Genomic DNA, 21186 nt, shown 5'->3' with positions numbered 1-21186 from the left:
CTGTTCGCATTGATGATGGGATGTTCAGAGACTGGTGGCGCGCTCCGAGGCGGCCAAGGCGAGCGCTCGACCTTCAGGGAGATCGGTTCGGCTGATGCCGATTTCCTGCTTCGTCGTCTCGGCGATATTCGCTCCGATCATTCTCCGTGCGCTGCCTGGGCATGGTGATGGTTTACCGGATCGGATTTGCCGCTGCGCCAGAGCGATTGCCGTCGCTGTAGAGCAATTGCTGCCAATGCATGCGCTTGCGCACTCGACGGAGATCGCGATGCCAGTGCTCTGCGACTCTCCGGTCCGGCGTGACTGCGCAGCGCGCATTTGGGCGTATCGGTGCAGTCCCAGCTTGACGGTGACCAGCACCGGCACCGCGAAGACAAAGAGCAGGGCAACGGCATTGAACGCCGTGTCGAAGGCGACCACTGTCGACTGGCCGATGAGGACGCGGTCCAGCAGGCTCGTCGCAGCGCGGCCGGCCAGCGCGTCCATTCCCCTCGCGGCGAGCATTGCGGCGGTCGAGGTCAGCCGCTCGCTGACTGCGGGCACGCCGGCGGTTAGGTTGGCGCCGAGCACCGTCAAATTGCCGGCGGTGTGGTGCTCGATCAAGGTCTCCAGGCCAGCGACGCCGATGAGGCCGCCGAGCTGCCTGCTCGTGTTGAAGAGGCCGATGCCGAAGGCGCGGTTGCGTTCGTTGAGGTTGCCGAAGGCGATCAGGGTGATCGACAGGAACAGGAAGCCAAGGCCGAGGCCACGCAAGAGGATGGCGGCCATCATGTCATGGGCACCGCTTTCGCTGGTCGAACCGGACAACATCCACATCGCAACCGTGATCATCAGGATGCCAAAGGGGACCGTGGCGACGGGGGGAACGCGACGGACCTGCATGAGGAAGGCGGCCACCAGCAACGTGGCGACGAAGAACGCGCCGCTCGGCAGCAAGAGAAGACCGGCGTCGGTCGGCCTGAACGCCAGAACCGACACGGCAAAGGACGGGATCAGGAACGCGCTGCCGAACAGTGCGGCGCCCGCAACGAAGCTGACCACAAAGGCGAAGCAAAAATCCTCGCACTCGAACAAGGAGAAGTCGAGCAGGCCCTCGCCCCTGGCCAGCACCTGCCTGCCGAGGAAGGCCAGCAACGCGGCCGTCCCGCTCACAGTGAGCCAGAGGATGCCGGGCTCCTCGAACCAGGCCCATCGGCTGCCCTGGTTGAGGACGTAGGAGAAGCAGATGAGCGCGACCGAGATCAGCCCCAGGCCGACCCAGTCGAGCGGGCGGCGCTGTCGCGTGATGGGCTTCGGGTCATCCGCGATCAACAGCAGACCGGCAGCCGCCAGCGCCAAGGGAACGACGCTGAAGAAGATCCACGCCCAGGACCGGCTGTCGATCAACCAGCCTTGCAAAGCCGGGGCGAGCGTTGTGGGAGCGACCACCGATCCCATCGCAAACACGGCCTGGAGGATCGGCTGGCGGGATCGCGGATAGGCGTGAAAGAGCGTCACTTGACCCGCGACGAGCAGGATGCCGCCAGCGAGGCCCTGAATCATGCGGAGCACGATCAGCAGATCCAGCCGCGCCGTCACGATCGTCAAGCCGCACGCGGCGCCCATCACCAGGGTCGAGCCGATGATCAGGCGGCGAGAATCGACACGGTGCACCAGCAAGGGCGCGGTCATGAACCCGATCAGCTTCAGGGCGATGTATCCGATGTCGAGCCAGGCGAACTCGTCGGGCGTGACATGGACGTCGCCGATGATGTAGCCGCGCCCGAGCGACAGAACCGTGCTTGCGATCGCCTCCGTCAGCGTGGCCAGCACGATGCCCGCGACGAACAGGGCCCCCGCTGCAGATCTTGCGCGGCGCGGCGCGGTGGCGACGGTCGCCGTCATGAGCCGCTCCCTTGATCAACCTCGACGCGCGCCGACAAGCCCGGTACCAGCCGGCCGGGCAGCCGATTGCTGGTGAAGCGGATCTTCACGGGGACGCGTTGAACGACCCGAACGAAGTTGCCTGTCGCGTTGTCCGCGGGGAGCATGCTGAAGGCGGATCCGCTGCCAGGCGCAAAGCTGTCCACCACGCCGTCAAGCGCCGTGTGGCTGTAACCGTCGACGGTGATGCGCACGCGCTGGCCCGGCCGGATGTGCTCGACCTGGGTCTCCTTGAAATTCGCCACGACCCACACATCCTTGACCGGGACGATATCGAGCAGGGAGGTGCCCGGCGCGACCAGGCGGCCGATGCGGACCTGGCGGTTGCCGATGACGCCCTCGACCGGCGCACGGACGACGGTGTTGTCGAGATCGATTTGCGCGAGATCGCGTGCGGCCTGTGCCTGCGCCACCGCGGCCACGGCAGCTTCGCGCTGGCTGGCGAGGACGGCGATGCGCTGCCGCTGGGCCTCGATCGTTGCCTCCGCCGCGGAGACGGCCGCCTCGGCTTTCGACAGCGCCGCGTCGCTTTCATCGACCTGGGCCTGGCTGACGGCATTGGTGCGGATCAGTTCGCGGCGACGGTCGGACGCCTTGCGCGCCAGATTCCTCTCGGCCACGCTCGCAAGCCCTTGAGCTTCGGCCTGCCGGATCAGGGCATGCTGAAGCTGTATCTCTGCGTCGACATTGGTCAGGCGGGCCCGTGCGGCTTCGAGATTGGCGACCGCCTGGGCGAGCCGCGCGCGATGGTCCCGGTCGTCGATTCGGAACAGGACGTCACCCGCCCGCACAGCCTGGTTGTCCTGCACCTCCACTGCCGTGACGTAACCCACAACCTTTGGCGCGAGCGAGGTGACGTCGCCGCGAATATAGGCGTTGTCGGTCGAAGTCTCGCCGGATTGAGCATAGGTAAATCCCGCGGCGACGACCGCGACGGAGGTGAGACACAGCGACAGGCCGATCACCCTTTTGTTCAGATGCATCACGACAGCCTCCTGCAACGGTTATGGTCACTGTGTCCGCGTTCGTGCGCCCGGTTACTGCGCGGTCCACCCGCCATCGACCGAGATCGCGGTCCCGGTGATCTGGTCCGCCGCGGCCGAGCACAGGAAGGCGACCGTGCCGCCCAGTTGCGCGGGAGAGACGAAGTCGAGCGACGGCTGCTTTTCCGCCAATAGCTCGTGCGTCGCCTGCTTCTGACTGATGTGCTTGTCGGTGGCGATATCGCTGATCTGTTTTTCGACCAGCGGCGTGCGCACCCAGCCGGGGCAAACCGCGTTGCAGGTGACGCCGCTGCCGGCGGTCTCGAGGCCGACCACCTTGGTGAGGCCGACCAACCCGTGCTTGGCCGCGACATAGGCGGCCTTGTGCGTCGAGGCGACGAGGCCATGCGTGGAGGCGATGTTGACGATCCGTCCCCAGTGCTGCCGCTTCATCTGCGGCACTGCGATGGCAATGCCGTGGAATGCCGCCGACAGGTTGATGTCGATGATGGCCTGCCACTTGGCCGGCGGGAATTCGTCGACCGGTGCGGTGAACTGGATGCCGGCGTTGTTGACGAGGATATCGAGGTGCCCGAACTTCTCGATCGTTGCCCCGATCAGGCCGCGCACGGCTTCGCTCTTCGACATGTCGGCACCGTCATAGACCACGCGCACGCCATGCTCCCGCTCGACGCTGCTGCGGATCGTCTCGATCTCGCCTGCCTCGCCAAAACCGTTCAACACGATGTCGGAGCCGAGGCGCGCGAGCTCTTTCGCGATCCCGAGCCCGATGCCGCTGGTCGATCCGGTGACGATGGCGATCTTGCCCTTCAACATGGAATGTCCTTTCTGTAATCGTTGTCGTTTGCGCTCGTTCATGCCTGTCCCGATGCGGACATGGCATTCTTCCGGGCCGGTGGCGCTGCTGCCTGCTCAGTCGTGGCGATGGATGTCGTGGGTTACGATGCCGAGCTCGGGTGGCGGCGGGTCGAGACGACGCCGGTCGGACAGCGTGCGGCGGATGTCCTCCAGCCCGCTCTGCCAATGCCTGCGCATCGCGCTCAGCCCGAACTCGTAGTCTCTCGAGTGGCCTTCGTTGAGCTTGGTCTGATAGATCAGGTGGACGATGTTGTGGGAGCGATGGCGAGCCATATCTGCGATGGTTCTGATTTCCGGTTCCTGCTTCGCCGCCTCCGGCAATTTATCGATTGTCCGCTGGAGCGCCTGGCGTCTTCTGCATTTGCAGCACCTGGTCGGTGACGGCGCGGGTGCGGCTCGAGTACTGGATGTCTTTCTGACGACTCGACACTTCCATCATGTCGTAGGGAACGCGCCCCTTGGCCGACCAGAGGTCGATCTGGAACGTCAGCGAGTCGCGTGCGTCGCCGGAGAGCACGCGCGACAACGGCGTGTTGGAGACGACACCACCGTCCCAGTAATGCTCGCCCTCGATTTCGACGGCGGGAAATCCCGGCGGCAGTGCGCCGGACGCCATGAAATGCTTCGGCCCCAGCCGGCGCTCGGCGGTGTCGAAATAGGTCAGGTTGCCGGTGCGGACGTTGACCGCGCCGACGCTGACGCGCACGTCGCCCGAGTTCAACCGGTCGAAATCGACGAGCCGCTCCAGGGTCGCGTGCAACGGTGCCGTGTCGTAGAAGCTGGTCGCCGCATCGCCCGCGAATGGCGACCAGAGCGGCGACGGGAAGCGCGGCTTGAAGAAGCCGGGCTGGCCCTGCATCAGGGCGCGCATCGCCGCCAGGGCGTTCCGCACCGAGCTGATGTCGAATGCAAAGGGCAGGGCATTGGCCAGCCCCTCGCCGGCAGGCCACTCGATCGAGGAGGCGCAAATGGTCTCCCAGAACTCGCGCAGCCGCTCCACGCGCTCGGCCTCGGGCGAGCCCGCGATGATGGCAGCGTTGAGCGCACCGATCGAAATGCCGGCAAGCCAGTTCGGCCGGATGCCTGCCTCATGCAGGCCTTCGTAGACCCCGGCCTGATAGGCGCCGAGGGCACCGCCGCCCTGAAGGACCAGCGCGACGACATCGTAAGGCAGCGAATCGATCTGCTGCGCAGGATTGATGGGCTCCCGCATCACATTCAACATTGCCAGTACTCCCTGCATTGCGGCCGAGCCGGTCATCCGGCGATCAAGATTTCGGAAGTCGATGCGCGCCGTTGTTCGGATGCGCGCGGCGACAGATAGTCGTGCACGACGGTTCCGAGCCCGAGAGTGAGATCGGCGACGACATGCTTGGCCGACAACACTTGCAGCACCGGCAACTCGGCGACGGGTGCAAGTGCATGCGAGCAGAGGTCGAGCGCCGCCGGCCCGGTCCACGCGCCCTTCACCGTGATGTCCTCGCAATGGAAGCGCACCAGCTCGCAGATGCGCGCCGTACCGTCGACGTGCGGGATGACCTTGAGCAGGAAATTCGGGGCGGCGAGTTTCTTCGCTTCGGCAGCGGCATCGAGGGCGCGATGCTTATAGCCCATGGTGCCGGTGGCGATGCGGACCGAGCCGTAGTTCAGGGTGCCGACGAGCGTGTCGATCTCGACCGCCAGCTTCGGCTGCGCCAGCTTCTTGGGGAAGCCCCACAATTCGCGCCCGCCAGCGATCGGCGGATGATCGTTCAGGAACATCTGGTGGACGAAGCTTCCGGCCTGACCCTGGTAATTCACCGGGACGACCTGGCCGCTTTCGGTGTAGTCGCCGAAGCCGGTCGAGTCGGGCATGCGAATGAACTCGTAGTTCACGACGGGGTCGGTGATCACGAGCGGCTCGGGCACGATCCGGCGTAGCGCTTCGGGATCGGTCCGGTACTGGATGATGAAATATTCGCGGTCGACGAAGCGGTAGGGCCCGGGTGGAAAGGCGGGGTTGGTCAGCGGCATGGCGAATGCGCTGGTGCGCACGGTCTCGTGTTTCATTGTGGTCGAGCTCCAGAGTATCCAGGGGGAGGCTGCGCCTCGGCGACGATGCGCAGCCCGTTTCGTGTGAAGGGACTAGAGGAAGCCGGTCACGTCGGTCACATGCTCCGGATCGGCGGAGGCGAGCGCGGCGGCGCGCTCGGCCTTGGGCGGATAGATCCAGACGGTGTTGATCTCCCGCTTGGTCTTCTTGGCGACCTCGCCGACCATTGTCACCTCGCGCTGCCAGCCGCGCGTGAACAGCGCGCCGGCTCCACCGAGGTCGAGGCAGGTGACGTAGCCCTTCTGGTGATAGGGCCTGGTCGCGAGACCGAGCAGTTCGGCTGCGGCATTATTGCCGGCGAAGGCGCCCATGCGCGTGGCGTGCTGGCACGACATCAGCGCGTAATTGCCCTCGTCATCGCAGGCCGCACGCGCCGCGTCGCCGGCGGCGAAGACGCCCTGAACGCCTGTCACCTGCAGGCAGCGGTCGACAAGCAACCGGCCGAAACTGTCGCGCTCGGCGGGAATCTGCGTCGTCAATGGCGCGGCGCGAATGCCCGCCGCCCAGATCACTGTCTCGGTTTCGATGTGCTCGCCACTCGACAGCGTGACGCCGGATTCATCGAGCGAGGCGACCCCTGCACCGAGGCGGGCTTCCACGCCAAGCTTGCCAAGGGCTTCCTCGATGATGGGCCGGGGACCCGCGCCCATGTCGGGCGCGATCGACGTGTTGCGTTCGACGATGATGACGCGGGGCCTGGCGTTCGCGCCCAGGATGTCGCGAAGCCGCGCCGGCATTTCGGTGGCCGCCTCGATGCCGGTGAAGCCGCCGCCGGAGACGACGACCGTGTCGCGCCCGTTCGTGGCCGGCCGCTTGGCGAGGCCATGCAGATGCTTGTCGAGCGTGATCGCATCGTCCAGCGAATCGACGCTGAAGCCGTGCTCGGCAAGACCCGGGATGTTCGGGCGAAACAGTCGGCTGCCGGTGGTCACGACGAGGCGGTCGTAAGAGAGCATCTTTTTCGTGCCCTTCGCCGTGGCGATCTTCACCATGCTGGATCTGGTGTCGACCGTCTCGGCAATGCCCTGCACATAGGTAACATCGATGGCCCTGAGCACGTCGAGCAAGGGCGCCGTCAGGGTCTCGGGCTTTCGTTCATAGAGCCGCGGGCGAACCACGAGCGTCGGCTCGGGGGCAACCAGCGCGATCTCGAGCTGGTCTGGCGAGACGCCCTGGATCTCGCGCAGGCGGGCTGCGGAAAGGGCGGCGTACATGCCGGCGAAGCCGGCGCCGATGATGACTAGTCGCATGGGTTTACTCCTTGATCTCTGCGTTTCGATCTCTGCGTTTCGAAAGTCCGTGCGCGCGCCGTCGCTGCTCCGCTTGAGGCAGCGTCCGGTGATGGCACGAAGGGTTGAAGTGAACCGTCGGTGCTAAGGCGCGGCGCAGCGCGACAGCGGCGAACTCGATGGCCAGCCTTGGTGCAACGAACTTTGGCGTAACCAACCTTGACGAAAGACGACCGGCTGAGTCGTCCTCGGGCCCCAGTCCTGGTAGGGAAGACCGGAGCCATCCCGGGTCATGATGGACACCAGCGGGTAGGTCGGATGCATGGCTTGCGCCGGAATCTCGACCTGCTCGCCCGTCGCCGACGTGAAGCGAACGGCCAGCGAGAGTCCGTACAATGTTGCGGTTGCAAGGCCTCGGCGTCGCGAAGCGATCACCCGCCGGCTGATGAAGTTTTTCCAGGTCATCTTCGGTCTCCGTCGATTGGTCTGGCACGGTGATGGTCTAGCGGATCGAATCTGCCGCTGCGCCAGAGCGATTGCCGTGGTTGCATCGCGATTGCTGCTAACGCTTGTGCCTGCGCCAGTCGCTCGGGCTCTCGCCGGTCAGCTTTTTGAAGGCGACTGCGAACGCCGTCTGCGAGGAATAGCCAAGCGCAGCTGCGATCGAGACGATCGAATCGTCGGAGTCGCGCAGCATCTTCATGGCGTGCTTGAGCCGGTGCTGGCGCAGCCATGCATGCGGCGAAAGCCCGGTGCTTTTCTTGAACGTGCGGCAGAAATGGAAGCGCGACGGGCCGGCATCCGACGCCAGCGCGGCGAGTGGGAGGTCCGTCTCGACTTCGGACCGCAGGCGTTAGGATCGCGCGGTTCAGTGTCGTCGCTGACAACCCGTCGATGACGGACCGGACCGGCGGGGCTCGTTAGCGTGCGTGTCGCCTGCGCCAGTCGCTCGGCGTCTCGCCCGTCAGCTTCCTGAAGGCTGCTGCGAACGCCGTCTGCGACGAATAGCCCAGCGCCGCAGCGATCGAGACGACCGCTTCGTCGCTGTCGCGCAGCATGCTCATGGCCTGCTCGAGCCGGTGTTGGCGCAGCCAGGAGTGCGGGGAAAGGCCGGTGCTTTCCTTGAAGGCGCGGCAGAAGTGAAAGCGCGATAGTCCGGCATCGGAAGCCAGTGCATCGAGCGAGACGTCCGCATCGCTGTCCGAGCGCAACCGTTCGATCGCACGGAGCAGGATCTTCGGCGACAGCCCGCCCATGGTCGGCTGGAGCATGGTTGGCGAACCTGTGTGCGCAACCAGCAAGCGCGTGGCCAGAAGATCTGTCAGTTGATGCCGGAACAGCGTATCCAGGGCTTCATTGCCTCCCAGCGCATCTGCCGCGCTTAGGAGCAGCCGAGACGTAATGGGGTCAGGATGCGCCGTCCGCTCCAGCAGGTCGTCCGTTCCCGTGATCTCGGCTTCGCGAGCAACGCGCTTCAACGTTGCATCAGGAAGATACAGTTGAACCACGTCGACGGGCTTCGGAATGTCCCATCGGGAGCTTGATCCTTCCGGAATGACGATCACGACCCCGCGACGAAACGTACCGATCGCAACCGATTTTCCCGTCCGCCGCTCCATGCGTTGCATCACGCCGTTGTAGGCCATGATCACGTGGTGGCTCATGGGCTCGACGACGTCGTGCAACGGATCATGTTGCCAATGGGCGATCCCGGCACCGGAGGACTCCAATGCCATGCGAAGTGGTTCGGTCCCGAGCACGCGCGCCATCTCCGCCTCGGCGCGTCGCTCGGAATTCGAGCGATCGTCCGGCTGTGAGCCCGGCGCGGGTGGCAAGCCCTTGTGCGAGGGATTGCGCATGAGTGCAGTGCTCCCGGTCATTGGGTGGCTCCTCCTGATCAGCTCAAGCTTTCGATCAGCTGTCCGTATTTGTACGGGTCGGGGCGTGTTCTATGCGCTGCGAAGGTTCAGCGTATTTCCTGAAGCGGTGATGCTTTGTCCGATCCTGCTCCAAGGCGGCGCGCGCTTTCACAAACGCACGATGGGCCGGCGATGCGCTTACCGAGGCACTGAACCGGGATTGCGCGAGAGGTATCAAAACCCGTTGAAATTGCTCGTGAAAGGCGGTCTGAGGCAATAAATGCGGCGGGCCGTCACACGGCTGTCGCTCCGAGCCGCTGGTCTGGACCGTCGCTTGGCGATGTCGGATAATCGGGGGTGATTTGGCGATGGCGCCGCGCTCCCAAGTCTCCTCTCATACGAGATCACGCCCGAGATTCCCGCCATGACACAGGCAGCTGCCTTCGCGCAGAAGGTCGAACGATTTCTGCATTTGAAAGATGCGCCGCCCACGCTGGTCACGCGTTCGCTGCGCAGCGCCGAGCTCGCCGTCACCGAAACCCGGGATGACCATCCCATGCCGCGTCTTTCCGATTCGATGCCCTCGGAGGACGCCTATCTCGTCAGCCTCAAATTTCGCGATTTCGCCGAGTGCGAGTGCTGGGAGCGCGGTCGTTGCGTAACCAAGAGCGATATCCGCGCCGGCGCCACCTATCTGTACGACCTGAAACGCGATCCGTGCTACGTGATCGACAAGCCTTTCCATTCTCTGTTCTTCCATCTGCCCCGTTCGGTGTTGGACGACATGGCGAGGCAAGGCGGCGCGCCACGGATCGGCGAACTCGCCTACCAGCCCGGCGTCGGCCATGACGATATGACGATCCGCCATCTCGGCGCATCGTTCCTGGCGGCATTGCGCCAGCCTGATGAGGCCAACCAGCTCTTCATCGACCACATGATGCTCGCGCTCGCCGCGCATGTTGCGACGACCTACGGCGGATTGCGGTGCGCCGCCGAGCCGGCGCGCGGCGGCCTTGCCCCATGGCAGATCAAGCGGGCTTGCGAGAAGCTGGAATCCGATCTCCGTGGAAAGCTTTCACTGGACAAGATCGCAGCCGAGTTCGATCTCTCCGTCAGTCATTTTTCGCGTGCATTTCGCGTCTCCACCGGCCTGCCGCCGCACCAATGGCTGCTGCGCCAGCGCGTGGACACGGCCAAGCAATTGATGACGGTGCGCGACCTGTCGCTGGCGGAGATTGCGATATCGGCCGGGTTCGCCAATCAAAGCCACTTCACCCGGGTATTTTCCTCTGTGGTCGGCATCAGCCCGGGAATGTGGCGCCGCGAGGCGCAGGGCGTGCCGGAAAGCGAAACGTGATCGGGCTCAAGACGCCTTCCGCTCAACGGCGCCTTGCCTGAGAGATGGCATAGGCGGCGCGACGCGCTGCAAACATCTCGTCCGGCGGGTGGCCGATACCTTCGGCCAGATTGGCCGGATTGAACGCGGAGCCGTCGCACGCCTCGTTTGATTCTGTGCCCGTGATCACGATCGTTCCGAGGCGTACCGCTTCGCGCGCATCCTCATCGGGCCAACGGTTGGTCACGTCCATGACGGGGGCGCCGGGCTGGTCGAGCAGCGCCAGCACGCTGAACCTGACATCGCGTGCCCTGATCCGGGCTTCCAGCTCGCCGCGCAGAAAGCCGGTGAACTCGGCTGTTGCCGCATCCTCGGGCGGCCTGCCTTCCTCGCCGACCGGCGCGACCTTGAATTTGATGAACCGTGTCTCGCCCTTTGCGTTCGTCGCGGGAAAGGCGTGCACGCCCCAATAGGTCGTGCACGCAAGGCTTGCGGGCGGCGGATGCACGGCAAGGTAGCTTGCCTGGTGCAGCGTTTCGGGATTGGCGGCGGAGAATGCCTCGACCTGCGCCATGTCCTGCTTGCCGTCCGGTCCCGGCATGCGCGCCTGGAGGAATGCCAGCATCTGGTCGAGTGTTCTGGCGAAATGAACCGGCGCGCTCTGGGTGAATATCGCGGAGCGCTGCCCCTCGCTGCCGAGCCGGTAGCTGAAGCCCCGCAGCGAGCACCTGCCAGTGACCACCGCATCCGGCGTGCAGCCGTCCGCCGAGAACCGCGCAAGCACCCGGGACGGCTTGGTGAAACTGCGGGATTTGGTGATCTCCTTGGCCTGATGCGACGGGGAGTAGGTGCCGCGAACGCATTGGCCCCAGGAAAAGCTCGCCCGCGCCTTTGGCGGAAGCCCGGCAACCGCCTTCAGGGCATCGACAATAGACGTTGGCGTCGCAGCGCCGCTGGGGAACTGAGGCAGGACGAAACCCTGGGTTCGAACGATGGCACTCGTTTGTGGCGCAGGGCGGATCGAGCTTCTTTCCCAAAGCGGGCGGGCCTTGTCCGATCCTGCGACAAATCTCGCGACTCGCTTGCTCGGGGCCACCGCGATCTATGAAGACGCCCCCGTGTCCGACGCCAGCCCCGTCCTCCGCCGCAAATCCGTGATCGCGCGCAAGAAGCTATCCGCCGGCGTCGTCTCGGGCGGCGCTTCTCGGCGCGCGCGACGAACAGGATCATCTCCATGTGCAGGAGCGGCGAACGGGCGAGGGGATCTTGCCGCGTGCGGTCCATCGCTTTCAACGCCGCGATAAAGTCGTCGAGATTGTCGTGCTGGGCGAGGATGTCGAGGTTGCGCCGGATCGACTGCGTTACATGGTCCTCGAGCATGGCGATGATCAGCTCGTCCTTGCTCTTGAAGTTCGAATAGAACGCGCCGCGGGTGAAGCCGGCGCCTGCCGCTCGTCAGCAGAGGAAGCGGAGGCTTTACCAACAGCCGCCCTGCAGATCATATTCATCTCTGCCGTTCGGCACAGGCATCACGTACTGCGGCTGCTATATCGCGTCACCGAACGAAACAAGCACTAAAGCTTAGCCAGTTCTGCGGTGAGTGTCTTGGCGGCAAGGAGGTCGGACGTTTCGAAGCCTTCCGTAAACCATCCGTACGTTGAGGCAAGGAGAGCCCGCGCTTCGACAAGCCTGCCTTCGTCGCGCCAAAGCCGAGCCAGACTCATGGCCGCGCGCAGCTCGAACGACCGCGCGCTTTGCCTGCGTGCGACATCAAGTGCAGTTTGCAAATAAGCCTCGACCTCATCGGCTGGAGCTCCACGAATGCGCCGCAGTTCGCCACCGATGCATGCAATCTCTGCCTCCCAGATATGTTCGTCGTGGCACGCGGCGAGATCCTTTGCCTCTGCCAGCGCAGTAAGCCCTTTCTCGCCGTCACCGAGTCGCAAACAGGTTGATGCCAACATGCACAAGTACCGGACCTGGTACCAACTGGCTCCGAGCCCGCCGCGATCGTTCAACCCTCGGCGCATGAGCGCCAAGCCACCCTCCGCGTCGCCTTCCTGCGCCATGGCCCACCCCCGAAGGATGAGGCCGCTCAGCCGCCAGTAGTTCAAGCTGTGCTGATCGGCGAGGTCGACGATGGCGTCTGCGTGCGCACGCGCGGCCGCCACGTCCCCCATCAGCTCCGCAGGTCCCGCTCCGCCATAGACCGCGACGTGGGCGGTAAGGTTCGTCTGGTTCAGCTCCGCAGCGTACTCAAACGCCGCACGGCTTGTTCTCAGGGCCTGATCGGGGTAGCCGAGGATCCAAAGCACGATCGCCATGTAGGGCAGCGCGGAGGCCTTCGGGTCATGGACATAGTGCACAGGCGCTGGCCGATGGGCGTCCGGGTCATAGCGGCTTAAGATCGTCTCGAACTCGGCGCGGGCCGTCAGAAAGTCACCGGCGTGCATGGCTGTGAGAGCCGCCAAACGATGCGCGCCCAATTCCAGTGCCATGTCCTTGGTGCGCTCGGCGGCGAGGCGAGCCTCGGCAGCCAGGCTCTGCATGGCTCCGTAGTCGCCTCTCACGAAATGGAAAATATACTTGCCGCTAAGCGTAGCGAACAAAGCATTCGTGTCATCGAGTTCGTAACAGAGCGCATGAGCCCTGCTGAAGGCCGTGCCAAGCTGGGGGGCCGTGTAGCCATGAATGGCGATCAGCGGACCTCCAATTGCCGTCTGGAGCGCGAGTTCATGGCGATCCCGCTCCGGCCCTTCCGGACAGGCCTTGAGTGCCTCCAGCCCTCTTGAGAGATGAGTGATCGCTTCGAGATTGGCCGAACGCCCCGCGGCGTTCCGGCCGGCCTGCAGCCAATAGCCGACCGCGTTGGCCGCCAGCCCGGCCTCTGCGAGATGCAAGGCTATCGTCTCCGGCTCCATCTCCGCACGGGCAGGATAATGTTCTTTGAGAGCTGCGGCGATACGCGTGTGGATCTGCTGTCGCTTGCTCTTCAAGAGGCTCTCATGCGCGATGTCCTGGACCAGCGCATGCTTGAAGCTGTAGCCGATATCCGGAGGCACTCCACGTCGGAAGATGAGTTCCGCGTCCAGGAGCTCATTGATCGCGAGCTGGAGGGCATCTTCACCGAGCGGCGTTACTGCTTTCAAAAGGTTATGTCCAAACTCACGCCCAATGCAGGCCGCGATCTGCGCGACCTCCTTGACGGGTGCCAACCGGTCAAGACGAGCCATCAACGAATCCTGGAGCGTTGTCGGAATCGCCAGCGGGGGCAACGGGCCTATCAGCTCATAGCGGCTCCCCCGATCCCTGAGCAGCCCGGATTCGAGGACGGTCTTGGTGAGCTCCTCGACGAACAAGGGCACACCGTCCGTCTTGGCCAGGATCTGATCGAGCACCTCCTGCGGAAGCAGTTTGCCGCCGGTGATCCGGTCGACCACGGCAGTACCTTGCCTGCGCCCCAGCCGGCTCAAAAAGAGTGCCGCCACGTGTCCATGCGCCGTCCAGCGCGGGACGAATTCCGGTCGGAAAGTAACGATCATCAGGATCGAGTGCCGCTGCACCTCGTCAACAGCCCGATCAATGAGTTCGAGCGTGGTGGGATCGGCCCAGTGGACGTCCTCGTAAATGGCAAGAACCGGTTGCTTTGCCGCCAAGCCCTTTATCTGCTCCAACAGAGCCTGGAACGTTCGCTCCTTCTTTTGGTGTGGACTAAGCTCCAGCGGAGAGTAGCGCTCGCCCGTCGGGATGGCCAACAGGTCCGCGAGAACCGGCGCGCTCGCACGCACGTCGTCTGTCGCAAGTGTGAGCATCGCCTCGAGGTTATCGAGCTGTTCTTTGGAAGGGTCCTCTCGCCGTATTCTCGCTGCACGTTCAAGGAGCCCAACGATCGGATAAAGGGCGCTGTTGGTATGGAATGGCGAACAGAAATGGCTCAGCCGTGTGTGCGGCACGCCTGCGAGCCGGTCGCGCAGCGCGCGCACTAGGTGGGATTTGCCGATGCCGGGTTCGCCGCCGAGCAGGACGATCTGTCCCTCTCGCCCGTTCGCCTGTTCCCAGCGGTCCAACAGAAGTGCGAGTTCCTGGTCGCGCCCGACCAGCGCGGTCGTCGACATCCCGTGCTGGGCGTCAAATCGACTCTCGGCCGCGCCCTCACCCATGACGAGCCACGCCTGCACCGGTCCAGGGAAACCCTTGAGAGGCACCGTCCCCAGGTCGTGGTATATGAAGGCGTCTCCGATAAGGCGGCGCGTTGAATCGGCGATGACAACGCCGCCGGGTTCGGCGAGCCCTTGCAGGCGGGCGGCCAGATTTGGTGTCTCTCCAATGACCGACCGCTCGCGCGCTTCTCCCTCGCCAATCAGTTCGCCGACGACAACGAGACCCGTCGCGATGCCAACGCGAGCGGCGAGTGCCGCACCAGTCGGCTCGGTAAGGGCCGCGACCGCCTTGGATATCCGAAGCCCGGCGCGAACTGCACGCTCCGCCTCATCTTCATGCGCCCGCGGCCAGCCGAAGTAAGCGAGAACGCCGTCGCCCAGGAACTTGGCAACGTGGCCCTCGAACCGGGTGATCTCGCTCGCCACGGTGTTGTGGTAGGCCTGTATCAGATCTCTCAACTCCTCAGGATCACGTCCCGAGGAGAGCGCAGTCGAGCCGACCAGATCGACAAACATGACCGTGAGCTGCCGCCGGTCTGCTTCCGACGGCAGTGGAAATTTTGGCTGTCCCGCCGAGGCACGAACCTCCACAGGTGTGGGACCGCTCGACAGAGCGAGAGCGTGAATCGCCTTCAGCACCGTCTTGCGCGGGCCGAGTGGCAAGCCAAGTTCCCGCAGGTCATCCTCGGTCAGCTCTGGCAGGACCTCAGGCGTGACTTCCGCATCGTGGAAGGCCTGGGCGTAGCGCTCCAGCCCAAGACCATGAAGCCATTCCGCGATGTTCACGCGACGCCTCCTCGCCTGGTGTCCGGTGAGGCGTACGGCCGGCTTAGTTGAAGGTGTGCAACCTCAGCTTCAGCGAACCGTCCGCCTGACGCTCAAACACGTGCGTAGCAATCCCGCCGGCAGCTTGGCGGGACCCATCCGCTCCCTTGCCGTTGGCGCTCCATCTCGCCGTGCCGTAGACGACCTTCTCGTCTCCACCCGCATCTATGATCGTCAGGTTGTGATTGACGAATCCGCTCGAAAAAAGCCCAGCGAAGAAATTCTCGATCTCTGCCGGACCCGAAATGATTTGATGGGTCGGAGGCAGCACTTTGGCATTCGAAACATAGGCTCTCGCGACTGCTTTTGCGTCAGCTTTGTTGAATGCCGAATCCCAGGCGGCATAAGCCGCGGTAATCTCGGCTCTGACGTCGAAGCTCGTTGAGGGGGCCAAGTTCGTCATGATTCCCTCCCTCAGGGTTAGCCCTAGTGACCGACGGATCATACTCCAACTGAGCCGTGGGGAAATCCCGGAATGTGGGGAACCAGCGGCGTATGAGCACACACGCCCCAGTAGCTTTCACTCCGACGCCAGCCCCGTCCTCCGCCGCAAATCCGTGATCGCGCGCAAGAAGCTATCCGCTGGCGTCGTCTCGGGATCGATCAGCCGGTGCAGCCGAAAGCCGTCTTCCAGCGCCAGTACGACGGAGGCAATCCAGGGCGGGTTCAGATTGCCGCCGCTCGCCTTGCTCTTCAACGTGGCCTCGACGATGTCGGCCACCAGCTTGCGCCGGGCGCGCAGGCGCTTGGCGAGCTCGGGACGGCGCTTCTCGGCGCGCGCGACAAACAGGATCATCTCGATGTGCAGAAGCGGCGAACGGGCGAGGGGATCTTGCCGCGAGCGGTCCATCGCCTTCAACGCCGCGATGAAGTCGTCGAGATTGTGGTGCTGGGCGAGGATGTCGAGGTTGCGCCGGATCGACTGCTCGACATGGTCCTCGAGCATGGCGATGATCAGCTCGTCCTTGCTCTTGAAGTTGGAATAGAACGCGCCGCGGGTGAAGCCTGCCGCCGCCGCGATCGCCTCGATGCTGGCGCCGCCGATGCCGTCCTCCTCGAACACGCGCGCGGCCGCCTCGAACAATTTGTCGCGCGTATCGTCCCTGGTCGGCCTGGTTCTCACCCTTGACATCGGACGAGGTTAGGGCAGAATGCAACTCGATACAATAATGTATCGAGTTGATAATTCAGGGATGGTTACGCCGGGCAGTGGGGCTGCGATCGGCGTATTCGTGTCATCGGCAACCGATTGAGGTCACCATGAACGAGCACGTGCAAGGCGCCGGCGGACCGCTGTTCAACCCGCTGTCGCCGGACTTCATCCGCGATCCCTATCCGCACTATGAACGGCTGCGCACGAACGATCCGATCCACGTGACGCCGTTCGGCCAGTTCGTCACCAGTCGCCACGCCGACGTCAGCCTCGTGATGCGCGACAAGCGCTTCGGCAAGGATTTCGTCGAGCGCTCCAAGCGCCGATATAGCGCCGCCATCATGGACGAGCCGGTGTTCCGCAGCATGAGCCACTGGATGCTGCAGGCCGATCCGCCCGACCACACCCGCCTGCGCGGCCTCGTCGTGAAGGCCTTCACCGCCCGCCGCGTCGAGGACATGCGGCCGCGCATCCAAGAGATCGTCGACCAGGCTATCGATGCCGTGATCGACCGCGGCCACATGGACCTGATCGAGGATTTCGCCTTCCGCCTGCCCGTGACCATCATCTGCGAGATGCTCGGCATCCCCGAGGACCATCGCGAGGTCTTCTACAAGAGCTCGCGTGACGGCGGGCGGCTTCTCGACCCCGTGCCGCTCACTGCCGAGGAGATCAGGAAGGGCAACGAGGGCAACCTGATGGCGCAGATGTATTTCCAGCAGCTGTTCGAGCTGCGCCGCAAAAATCCCGGGGATGATCTCACCACCCAGCTCGTGCAGGCCGAGGAGGACGGCAACAAGCTCACCAACGAGGAGCTGACCGCCAACATCATCCTCTTGTTCGGCGCCGGCCACGAGACCACCGTCAATCTCATCGGCAACGGCCTGCTCGCGCTCCACCGCAATCCGGACCAGCTTGCGCTGCTCAAGGCGCGCCCCGAGCTGATGGCAGGCGCGATCGAGGAATTTTTGCGCTACGATTCCTCGGTGCAGATGACCGGACGCGTCGCGCTGGAGGAGATCGAGGATCTCGGCGGCAAGAGGATCCCCAAGGGCGAGACCGTGCTGTGCCTGCTCGGCTCCGCCAACCGCGATCCCGCGGTCTATCCTGATCGGCCCGACCGGCTCGATGTCACCCGCCAGAACGTGAAACCGTTGTCGTTCGGCGGCGGCATCCATTTCTGCCTGGGTGCCCAATTGGCGCGCATCGAGGCCGAGATCGCCATTGCCACGCTGCTGCGGCGGCTACCCGATTTGCGCATCGACGACGTCGAAAACCCCGAATGGCGGCCGACCTTCGTGCTACGCGGCCTGAAGCGGCTACCGGCGAGCTGGTGAGGCGCCCCGGCGTTAACCTCCGCGCGCAACAGTCGCTGTGACTTCGCCACACTTCCCCCTATATAAGGGGCTGTTCCGGCACGCCTGAAGTCCACTAAGGCCAGGGTTTGGTCCGGATGCCGGTTTGGCCGAGGGGAGACCCGTGCAGACGACGCTGCTCGGATTGGCGATTGCCTTCATTATTGCGCTGCTGGCCGCGCTGATCGGGCCTTACTACGTCGACTGGAACCAGTTCAGGCCCCAGTTCGAGGCGGAGGCTGGCAAGATCATCGGCGTGCCGGTGCGGGTCGCGGGCGAGCTCGACGCGCGGCTGCTGCCGGCGCCGACGCTGCGGCTGCGCCAGGTCACCTTCGGCGGCAATAACGATCTTGGCCGCCTGCGCGCCGACAAGCTCGACGTCGAGTTCAGCCTGGGCTCATTGATGCGCGGCGAATGGCGCGCCACCGAGCTTTCGGTGGGCGGCATGGCGGTCGATCTCGGCCTCGATGCCCGGGGGCGGGTCGATTTGCCCTCCACCGCGAGCGGCACCTTCAATCTGGCGTCGCTCGCCATCGAGCGGCTGAATCTCACCGGCCGCATTGCGCTCCACGATGCCGCCAGCCGCTCGACGCTGGAGCTGAACGACATCGCCTTCGCCGGCGACGTCCGCTCACTCGCGGGCTCGGTGCGCGGCGACGGAAGATTCACCGCCGGCGGGGTGCGCTATCCGTTCCGCGTCTCCTCCGGGCCGAGCGCCGACGGCAGCGCCACCCGTCTCCACCTCAACATCGATCCCGGCGAGCGCGCCATCCTCGCCGATCTCGAAGGCGTGCTCGCCTTCGACAACCGCCTGCCGAAATTCGACGGTGCGCTGACGCTGGCCGTGCCGGCGGTCAAGAAGGCGGGCGAGGCGGGTCCGACGCCGTGGAAGCTCACGACCAAGCTTAGGGCGGATCCGGCCGGCGCGAAGTTCGAGCAGATCGACGCGAACTTCGGCGCTGAAGACAATGCGCTGAAGCTCGGCGGCGTCGGCGACCTCAAATTCGGCGCCTCGCCGCTGCTGCGCGCGGTGCTGTCGGCGCGCCAGGTCGATGCCGACAAGCTCGCGGGCAAGGATGATGCCGAGCCGCTCCGCATCCTGCCGGCGCTGCGCGCGGGGTTAGCTGCAATTCCGCAGGCGCCAATCCCGGCGCAGATCGAGTTCAACTCCGACCAGATCATGCTCGGCGGCCGCCCGCTGCAGAACATCGCGGCCGAGCTTCAGACCGATGGAAGGTCCTGGACCTTCCAGCGGCTCGAGCTGCGCGCGCCCGGCATGACGCAGCTCTCGCTCAACGGTGCAGCTCCGGGCGCCGACAGCTTCAGCGGCCGTCTCAGCATCGAATCCTCCGATCCTGACGCGCTGGTGGCCTGGCTGCAGGGCCGCAGCGAGATCAACCGCCGCAGCACGCGGCCGCTACGCCTTGCCGGCAACGTGACCATCGCCGCCAACCATCTCGCCATCGACAGGCTGAAGGCCGACATCGAAGGCGGCGCCGTCGAGGGCCGCATCGCCTTCGTGCAAACAGGCGCGAGCAAGGGCTCGCGGATCGACGCCGAGCTGAAGGCCGACCGTCTCGACCTCGATGCCGCTGCGAGCTTCGTGCGCGCGCTTGCGGGGCCGCAAGGCGAATGGCCGGAAGAGGCAAAACTCTCGCTCGATATCGGCCGCGCGATCTCCGCCGGCCAGGAGCTGCGGCCATTCGCGGCAAAGCTCGGTTACGGCCCGGCATCGCTGTCGCTGGAGCAGCTGCGCTTCGGCCAGGCCAGCGGCGTGACCACGGAGGCGAGCGGCAGCTTCGACCGCACCAAAGCCACCGGCAAGCTCGCGCTGAAATCGTCGGCAAATTCGCTGCGCGAGCTCACCGCGCTGATCGAGCCGTTTGCGCCGGCCGTGCGCGCGCGCTTCGATGCCATGCCGTCATTGCCAGGCGCGACCCGCCTCAAGCTCGATCTCAGTCTCGACAGGAATGCCGAGCATGCCGATCGCGGCAATGCCCGCGCCGTGCTCGATCTCGACGCGCCGCAGCTCAAGGCCACCGCGACGCTGGCTGCGCAGACGCCGGTGGCGGCGGTCAACGGTATCGACATGGACAAATTGCGCAACAGCGACTTCACGCTGGACTCGAAGGTATCGACGCCGCAGGCCGGCGCGCTGCTGGTGCTGCTCGGGCTCGATCGCGTGGTGGCTGCAGGCGAGGGCGCTTCGCAATTCGAAGGCAAGCTGACCGGAGCGTGGCGGCGGCCGCTGCAATTGAACGCCAAGCTCAGCGGCGGCGGGCTGGACGCCGATGCGCAGGGCAGCGTCGAATTGTCGGAGCCGAAAGCCAGCGTGAACCTGCGCGTGCGCAGCGCCAATCTGGCGCCGCTGTTCGGGACCAGCCCGGCCGACAAATCGATGCAGGCCGTCAGCCTGTCCTCCCGCCTCACGCTCTCCGGCAACCGCCTGACTTTCGACGATCTCGACGGCAATGCGGCCGGCTCGCATTTGCGCGGTCATCTGGCGCTAAGGCTCGATCAGGAAAAGAGCGTCGACGGCGAAGTCGGCCTCGATACGCTCGATCTGGCGCCGGCGCTGGCGATGGCGATCGGCGCGACGGGACATGAGTCCGGCGAGCCGCTGAGTGCGGGGTTGTTGGGCGGCTGGCGCGGCCGCATCGCTTTCCAGGCGCTGCGCGGGATGTTGCCCGGTGGCATCGAGCTGCGCCCATTCGGCGGCACGCTTCGAAGCGACGGTCAGTCGCTCGCGCTCGATGCACTGAAGGGCGGCCTCAGTGGCGGCGAGATGTCGGCGAGCTTCGACGCACGCAACGGCGCGAATGGTCTTGCGCTGAACGCGCGCATCGATCTCAGCAATGTCGATGCGACGACGCTGCGCTACCGCGATCTCGCGCTGCCGAAGGGGCGCGCCACGGTGCAGATGGCGCTGACCAGCCAGGGCCGCAGCGTCGCGGCACTCACCGGTGCGCTCGCCGGCAACGGCACGGTGACGCTGGACTCCGCGGAAATCGGCGGCCTCAATCCGCGCGCTTTCGAGATCGCCATCCGCGCCAGCGACGGTGGCCAGGTCGCCGACGACAACCGCCTGCGCCAGCTGGTCGAGCCCGCGCTTGCCGCCGCGCCGATCGCGGTGGCCTCGGCGCAGATCCCGTTCACGATCCGCGACGGACGCTTGCGCGTCGGCGCGACGCCGCTGGAAGCGAAGAACGCCCGCGCCATCGTCTCCGGCGGCTACGACATCCCCGCCGACCAGGCCGACATCCGCGCCAGCCTGACGCCGATCATGACCGGCCTCTCCGGCGCCCCGCCGGAGAGGCCGGTCATGATCGGCGTCAGGCTGGCGCGGATGTCGGCCTGGTCGGCGGGGATGTCGTAGCCGCCGGAGACGATGG

General features: G+C 65.1%; 15 protein-coding genes and 2 pseudogenes. 4 read left to right on the top strand and 13 right to left on the bottom strand.

Translation table 11 applies throughout. The annotated features are described in order from the left end of the window. Positions 1 to 24 precede the first annotated feature (24 nt). From CV770_RS19345 to CV770_RS19305, 9 genes and pseudogenes are all read right to left on the bottom strand, one after another. Positions 25 to 1884 carry an MFS transporter gene (locus CV770_RS19345; RefSeq protein ID WP_104463436.1) on the bottom strand — a complete coding sequence of 620 codons (1860 nt, stop codon included), beginning with the start codon at positions 1882 to 1884 and terminating at the stop codon, positions 25 to 27. Continuing rightward, complete coding sequence (locus CV770_RS19340) at positions 1881 to 2906, bottom strand: HlyD family secretion protein (protein WP_104463470.1); 1026 nt, start codon at positions 2904 to 2906, stop codon at positions 1881 to 1883. The genes CV770_RS19345 and CV770_RS19340 overlap by 4 nt, the downstream gene beginning before the upstream one ends. Before the next feature lie 54 nt (positions 2907 to 2960). Then, the gene (locus tag CV770_RS19335; RefSeq protein WP_104463435.1) at positions 2961 to 3743 is read right to left on the bottom strand and encodes a 3-hydroxybutyrate dehydrogenase; all 783 of its coding nucleotides are present in this window, start codon (positions 3741 to 3743) and stop codon (positions 2961 to 2963) included. A 96-nt stretch (positions 3744 to 3839) separates the two neighbouring features. Continuing rightward, positions 3840 to 5010, bottom strand: a pseudogene (locus CV770_RS19330) (DUF3734 domain-containing protein). Positions 5011 to 5042: 32 nt separating this feature from the next. Further along, positions 5043 to 5834, bottom strand: coding sequence for an acetoacetate decarboxylase (locus CV770_RS19325; protein WP_104463434.1), 792 nt, complete (start codon positions 5832 to 5834; stop codon positions 5043 to 5045). A 75-nt stretch (positions 5835 to 5909) separates the two neighbouring features. Then, entirely contained in the window at positions 5910 to 7127 is a 1218-nt protein-coding gene (locus CV770_RS19320) for an NAD(P)/FAD-dependent oxidoreductase (protein ID WP_104463433.1), read from the bottom strand. A 123-nt stretch (positions 7128 to 7250) separates the two neighbouring features. After that, positions 7251 to 7571, bottom strand: a complete 321-nt coding sequence (locus CV770_RS19315) for a hypothetical protein (protein ID WP_104463432.1) — start codon at positions 7569 to 7571, stop codon at positions 7251 to 7253. Positions 7572 to 7668: 97 nt separating this feature from the next. Beyond that, a pseudogene (locus CV770_RS19310) lies at positions 7669 to 7999 on the bottom strand (helix-turn-helix transcriptional regulator); the annotation flags it as partial. A 27-nt stretch (positions 8000 to 8026) separates the two neighbouring features. Then, on the bottom strand, positions 8027 to 8875 hold the full coding sequence (locus CV770_RS19305) for a helix-turn-helix transcriptional regulator (RefSeq protein WP_502693605.1): 849 nt from the start codon (positions 8873 to 8875) through the stop codon (positions 8027 to 8029). 514 nt (positions 8876 to 9389) lie between these two features. Between CV770_RS19305 and CV770_RS19300 the strand changes: the two genes are divergently transcribed. Then, the gene (locus CV770_RS19300; protein ID WP_091961535.1) at positions 9390 to 10322 is read left to right on the top strand and encodes a helix-turn-helix domain-containing protein; all 933 of its coding nucleotides are present in this window, start codon (positions 9390 to 9392) and stop codon (positions 10320 to 10322) included. Positions 10323 to 10344: 22 nt separating this feature from the next. On the opposite strand, the gene CV770_RS19295 is transcribed toward CV770_RS19300, so the two are convergent. Next, a complete protein-coding gene (locus CV770_RS19295) occupies positions 10345 to 11271 on the bottom strand; it encodes a catalase (protein ID WP_104463469.1) in 927 nt (308 codons plus the stop codon). A 296-nt stretch (positions 11272 to 11567) separates the two neighbouring features. Here CV770_RS19295 and CV770_RS44235 point away from each other — a divergent pair, with 296 nt between their 5' ends. Further along, positions 11568 to 11879: a hypothetical protein gene (locus tag CV770_RS44235; RefSeq protein WP_502693604.1), complete on the top strand. Its 312-nt coding sequence runs from the start codon at positions 11568 to 11570 to the stop codon at positions 11877 to 11879. Here the strand turns inward: CV770_RS44235 and CV770_RS19285 are convergent. From CV770_RS19285 to CV770_RS19275, 3 genes are all read right to left on the bottom strand, one after another. Then, positions 11876 to 15247, bottom strand: coding sequence for an adenylate/guanylate cyclase domain-containing protein (locus tag CV770_RS19285; protein ID WP_104463430.1), 3372 nt, complete (start codon positions 15245 to 15247; stop codon positions 11876 to 11878). The two genes, CV770_RS44235 and CV770_RS19285, sit on opposite strands and share 4 nt — an antisense overlap. A 43-nt stretch (positions 15248 to 15290) precedes the next feature. After that, on the bottom strand, positions 15291 to 15689 hold the full coding sequence (locus CV770_RS19280; RefSeq protein WP_091961891.1) for a YybH family protein: 399 nt from the start codon (positions 15687 to 15689) through the stop codon (positions 15291 to 15293). Between the two features lie 117 nt (positions 15690 to 15806). Beyond that, a complete protein-coding gene (locus CV770_RS19275) occupies positions 15807 to 16418 on the bottom strand; it encodes a TetR/AcrR family transcriptional regulator (RefSeq protein ID WP_104463429.1) in 612 nt (203 codons plus the stop codon). A gap of 128 nt (positions 16419 to 16546) precedes the next feature. On the opposite strand from CV770_RS19275, the gene CV770_RS19270 reads away from it, so the two are divergent. Both CV770_RS19270 and CV770_RS19265 read left to right on the top strand, forming a co-directional pair. Continuing rightward, a complete protein-coding gene (locus CV770_RS19270; protein WP_104463428.1) occupies positions 16547 to 17776 on the top strand; it encodes a cytochrome P450 in 1230 nt (409 codons plus the stop codon). A 142-nt stretch (positions 17777 to 17918) separates the two neighbouring features. Next, positions 17919 to 21170: an AsmA family protein gene (locus CV770_RS19265; RefSeq protein WP_245453795.1), complete on the top strand. Its 3252-nt coding sequence runs from the start codon at positions 17919 to 17921 to the stop codon at positions 21168 to 21170. Positions 21171 to 21186: the final 16 nt, after the last annotated feature.

Origin of the sequence: Bradyrhizobium sp. AC87j1 (assembly GCF_002936975.1) — a bacterium.
Lineage (GTDB): Bacteria > Pseudomonadota > Alphaproteobacteria > Rhizobiales > Xanthobacteraceae > Bradyrhizobium > Bradyrhizobium shewense.
The sequence above is the reverse complement of the archived record's forward strand: the minus strand, read 5'-3'. Positions and strand labels throughout refer to the sequence as shown.

Excerpts from the sequence above, each read along its gene's own strand:
- CV770_RS19305 (WP_502693605.1), bottom strand. The coding sequence starts at position 8,875 with ATGGCGCGCGTGCTCGGGACCGAACCACTTCGCATGGCATTGGAGTCC.
- CV770_RS19325 (WP_104463434.1), bottom strand. The coding sequence starts at position 5,834 with ATGAAACACGAGACCGTGCGCACCAGCGCATTCGCCATGCCGCTGACC.
- CV770_RS19340 (WP_104463470.1), bottom strand. The coding sequence starts at position 2,906 with ATGCATCTGAACAAAAGGGTGATCGGCCTGTCGCTGTGTCTCACCTCC.
- CV770_RS19270 (WP_104463428.1), top strand. The coding sequence starts at position 16,547 with ATGAACGAGCACGTGCAAGGCGCCGGCGGACCGCTGTTCAACCCGCTG.
- CV770_RS19300 (WP_091961535.1), top strand. The coding sequence starts at position 9,390 with ATGACACAGGCAGCTGCCTTCGCGCAGAAGGTCGAACGATTTCTGCAT.
- CV770_RS19275 (WP_104463429.1), bottom strand. The coding sequence starts at position 16,418 with ATGTCAAGGGTGAGAACCAGGCCGACCAGGGACGATACGCGCGACAAA.
- CV770_RS19315 (WP_104463432.1), bottom strand. The coding sequence starts at position 7,571 with ATGACCTGGAAAAACTTCATCAGCCGGCGGGTGATCGCTTCGCGACGC.
- CV770_RS19345 (WP_104463436.1), bottom strand. The coding sequence starts at position 1,884 with ATGACGGCGACCGTCGCCACCGCGCCGCGCCGCGCAAGATCTGCAGCG.
- CV770_RS19320 (WP_104463433.1), bottom strand. The coding sequence starts at position 7,127 with ATGCGACTAGTCATCATCGGCGCCGGCTTCGCCGGCATGTACGCCGCC.
- CV770_RS19280 (WP_091961891.1), bottom strand. The coding sequence starts at position 15,689 with ATGACGAACTTGGCCCCCTCAACGAGCTTCGACGTCAGAGCCGAGATT.
- CV770_RS19335 (WP_104463435.1), bottom strand. The coding sequence starts at position 3,743 with ATGTTGAAGGGCAAGATCGCCATCGTCACCGGATCGACCAGCGGCATC.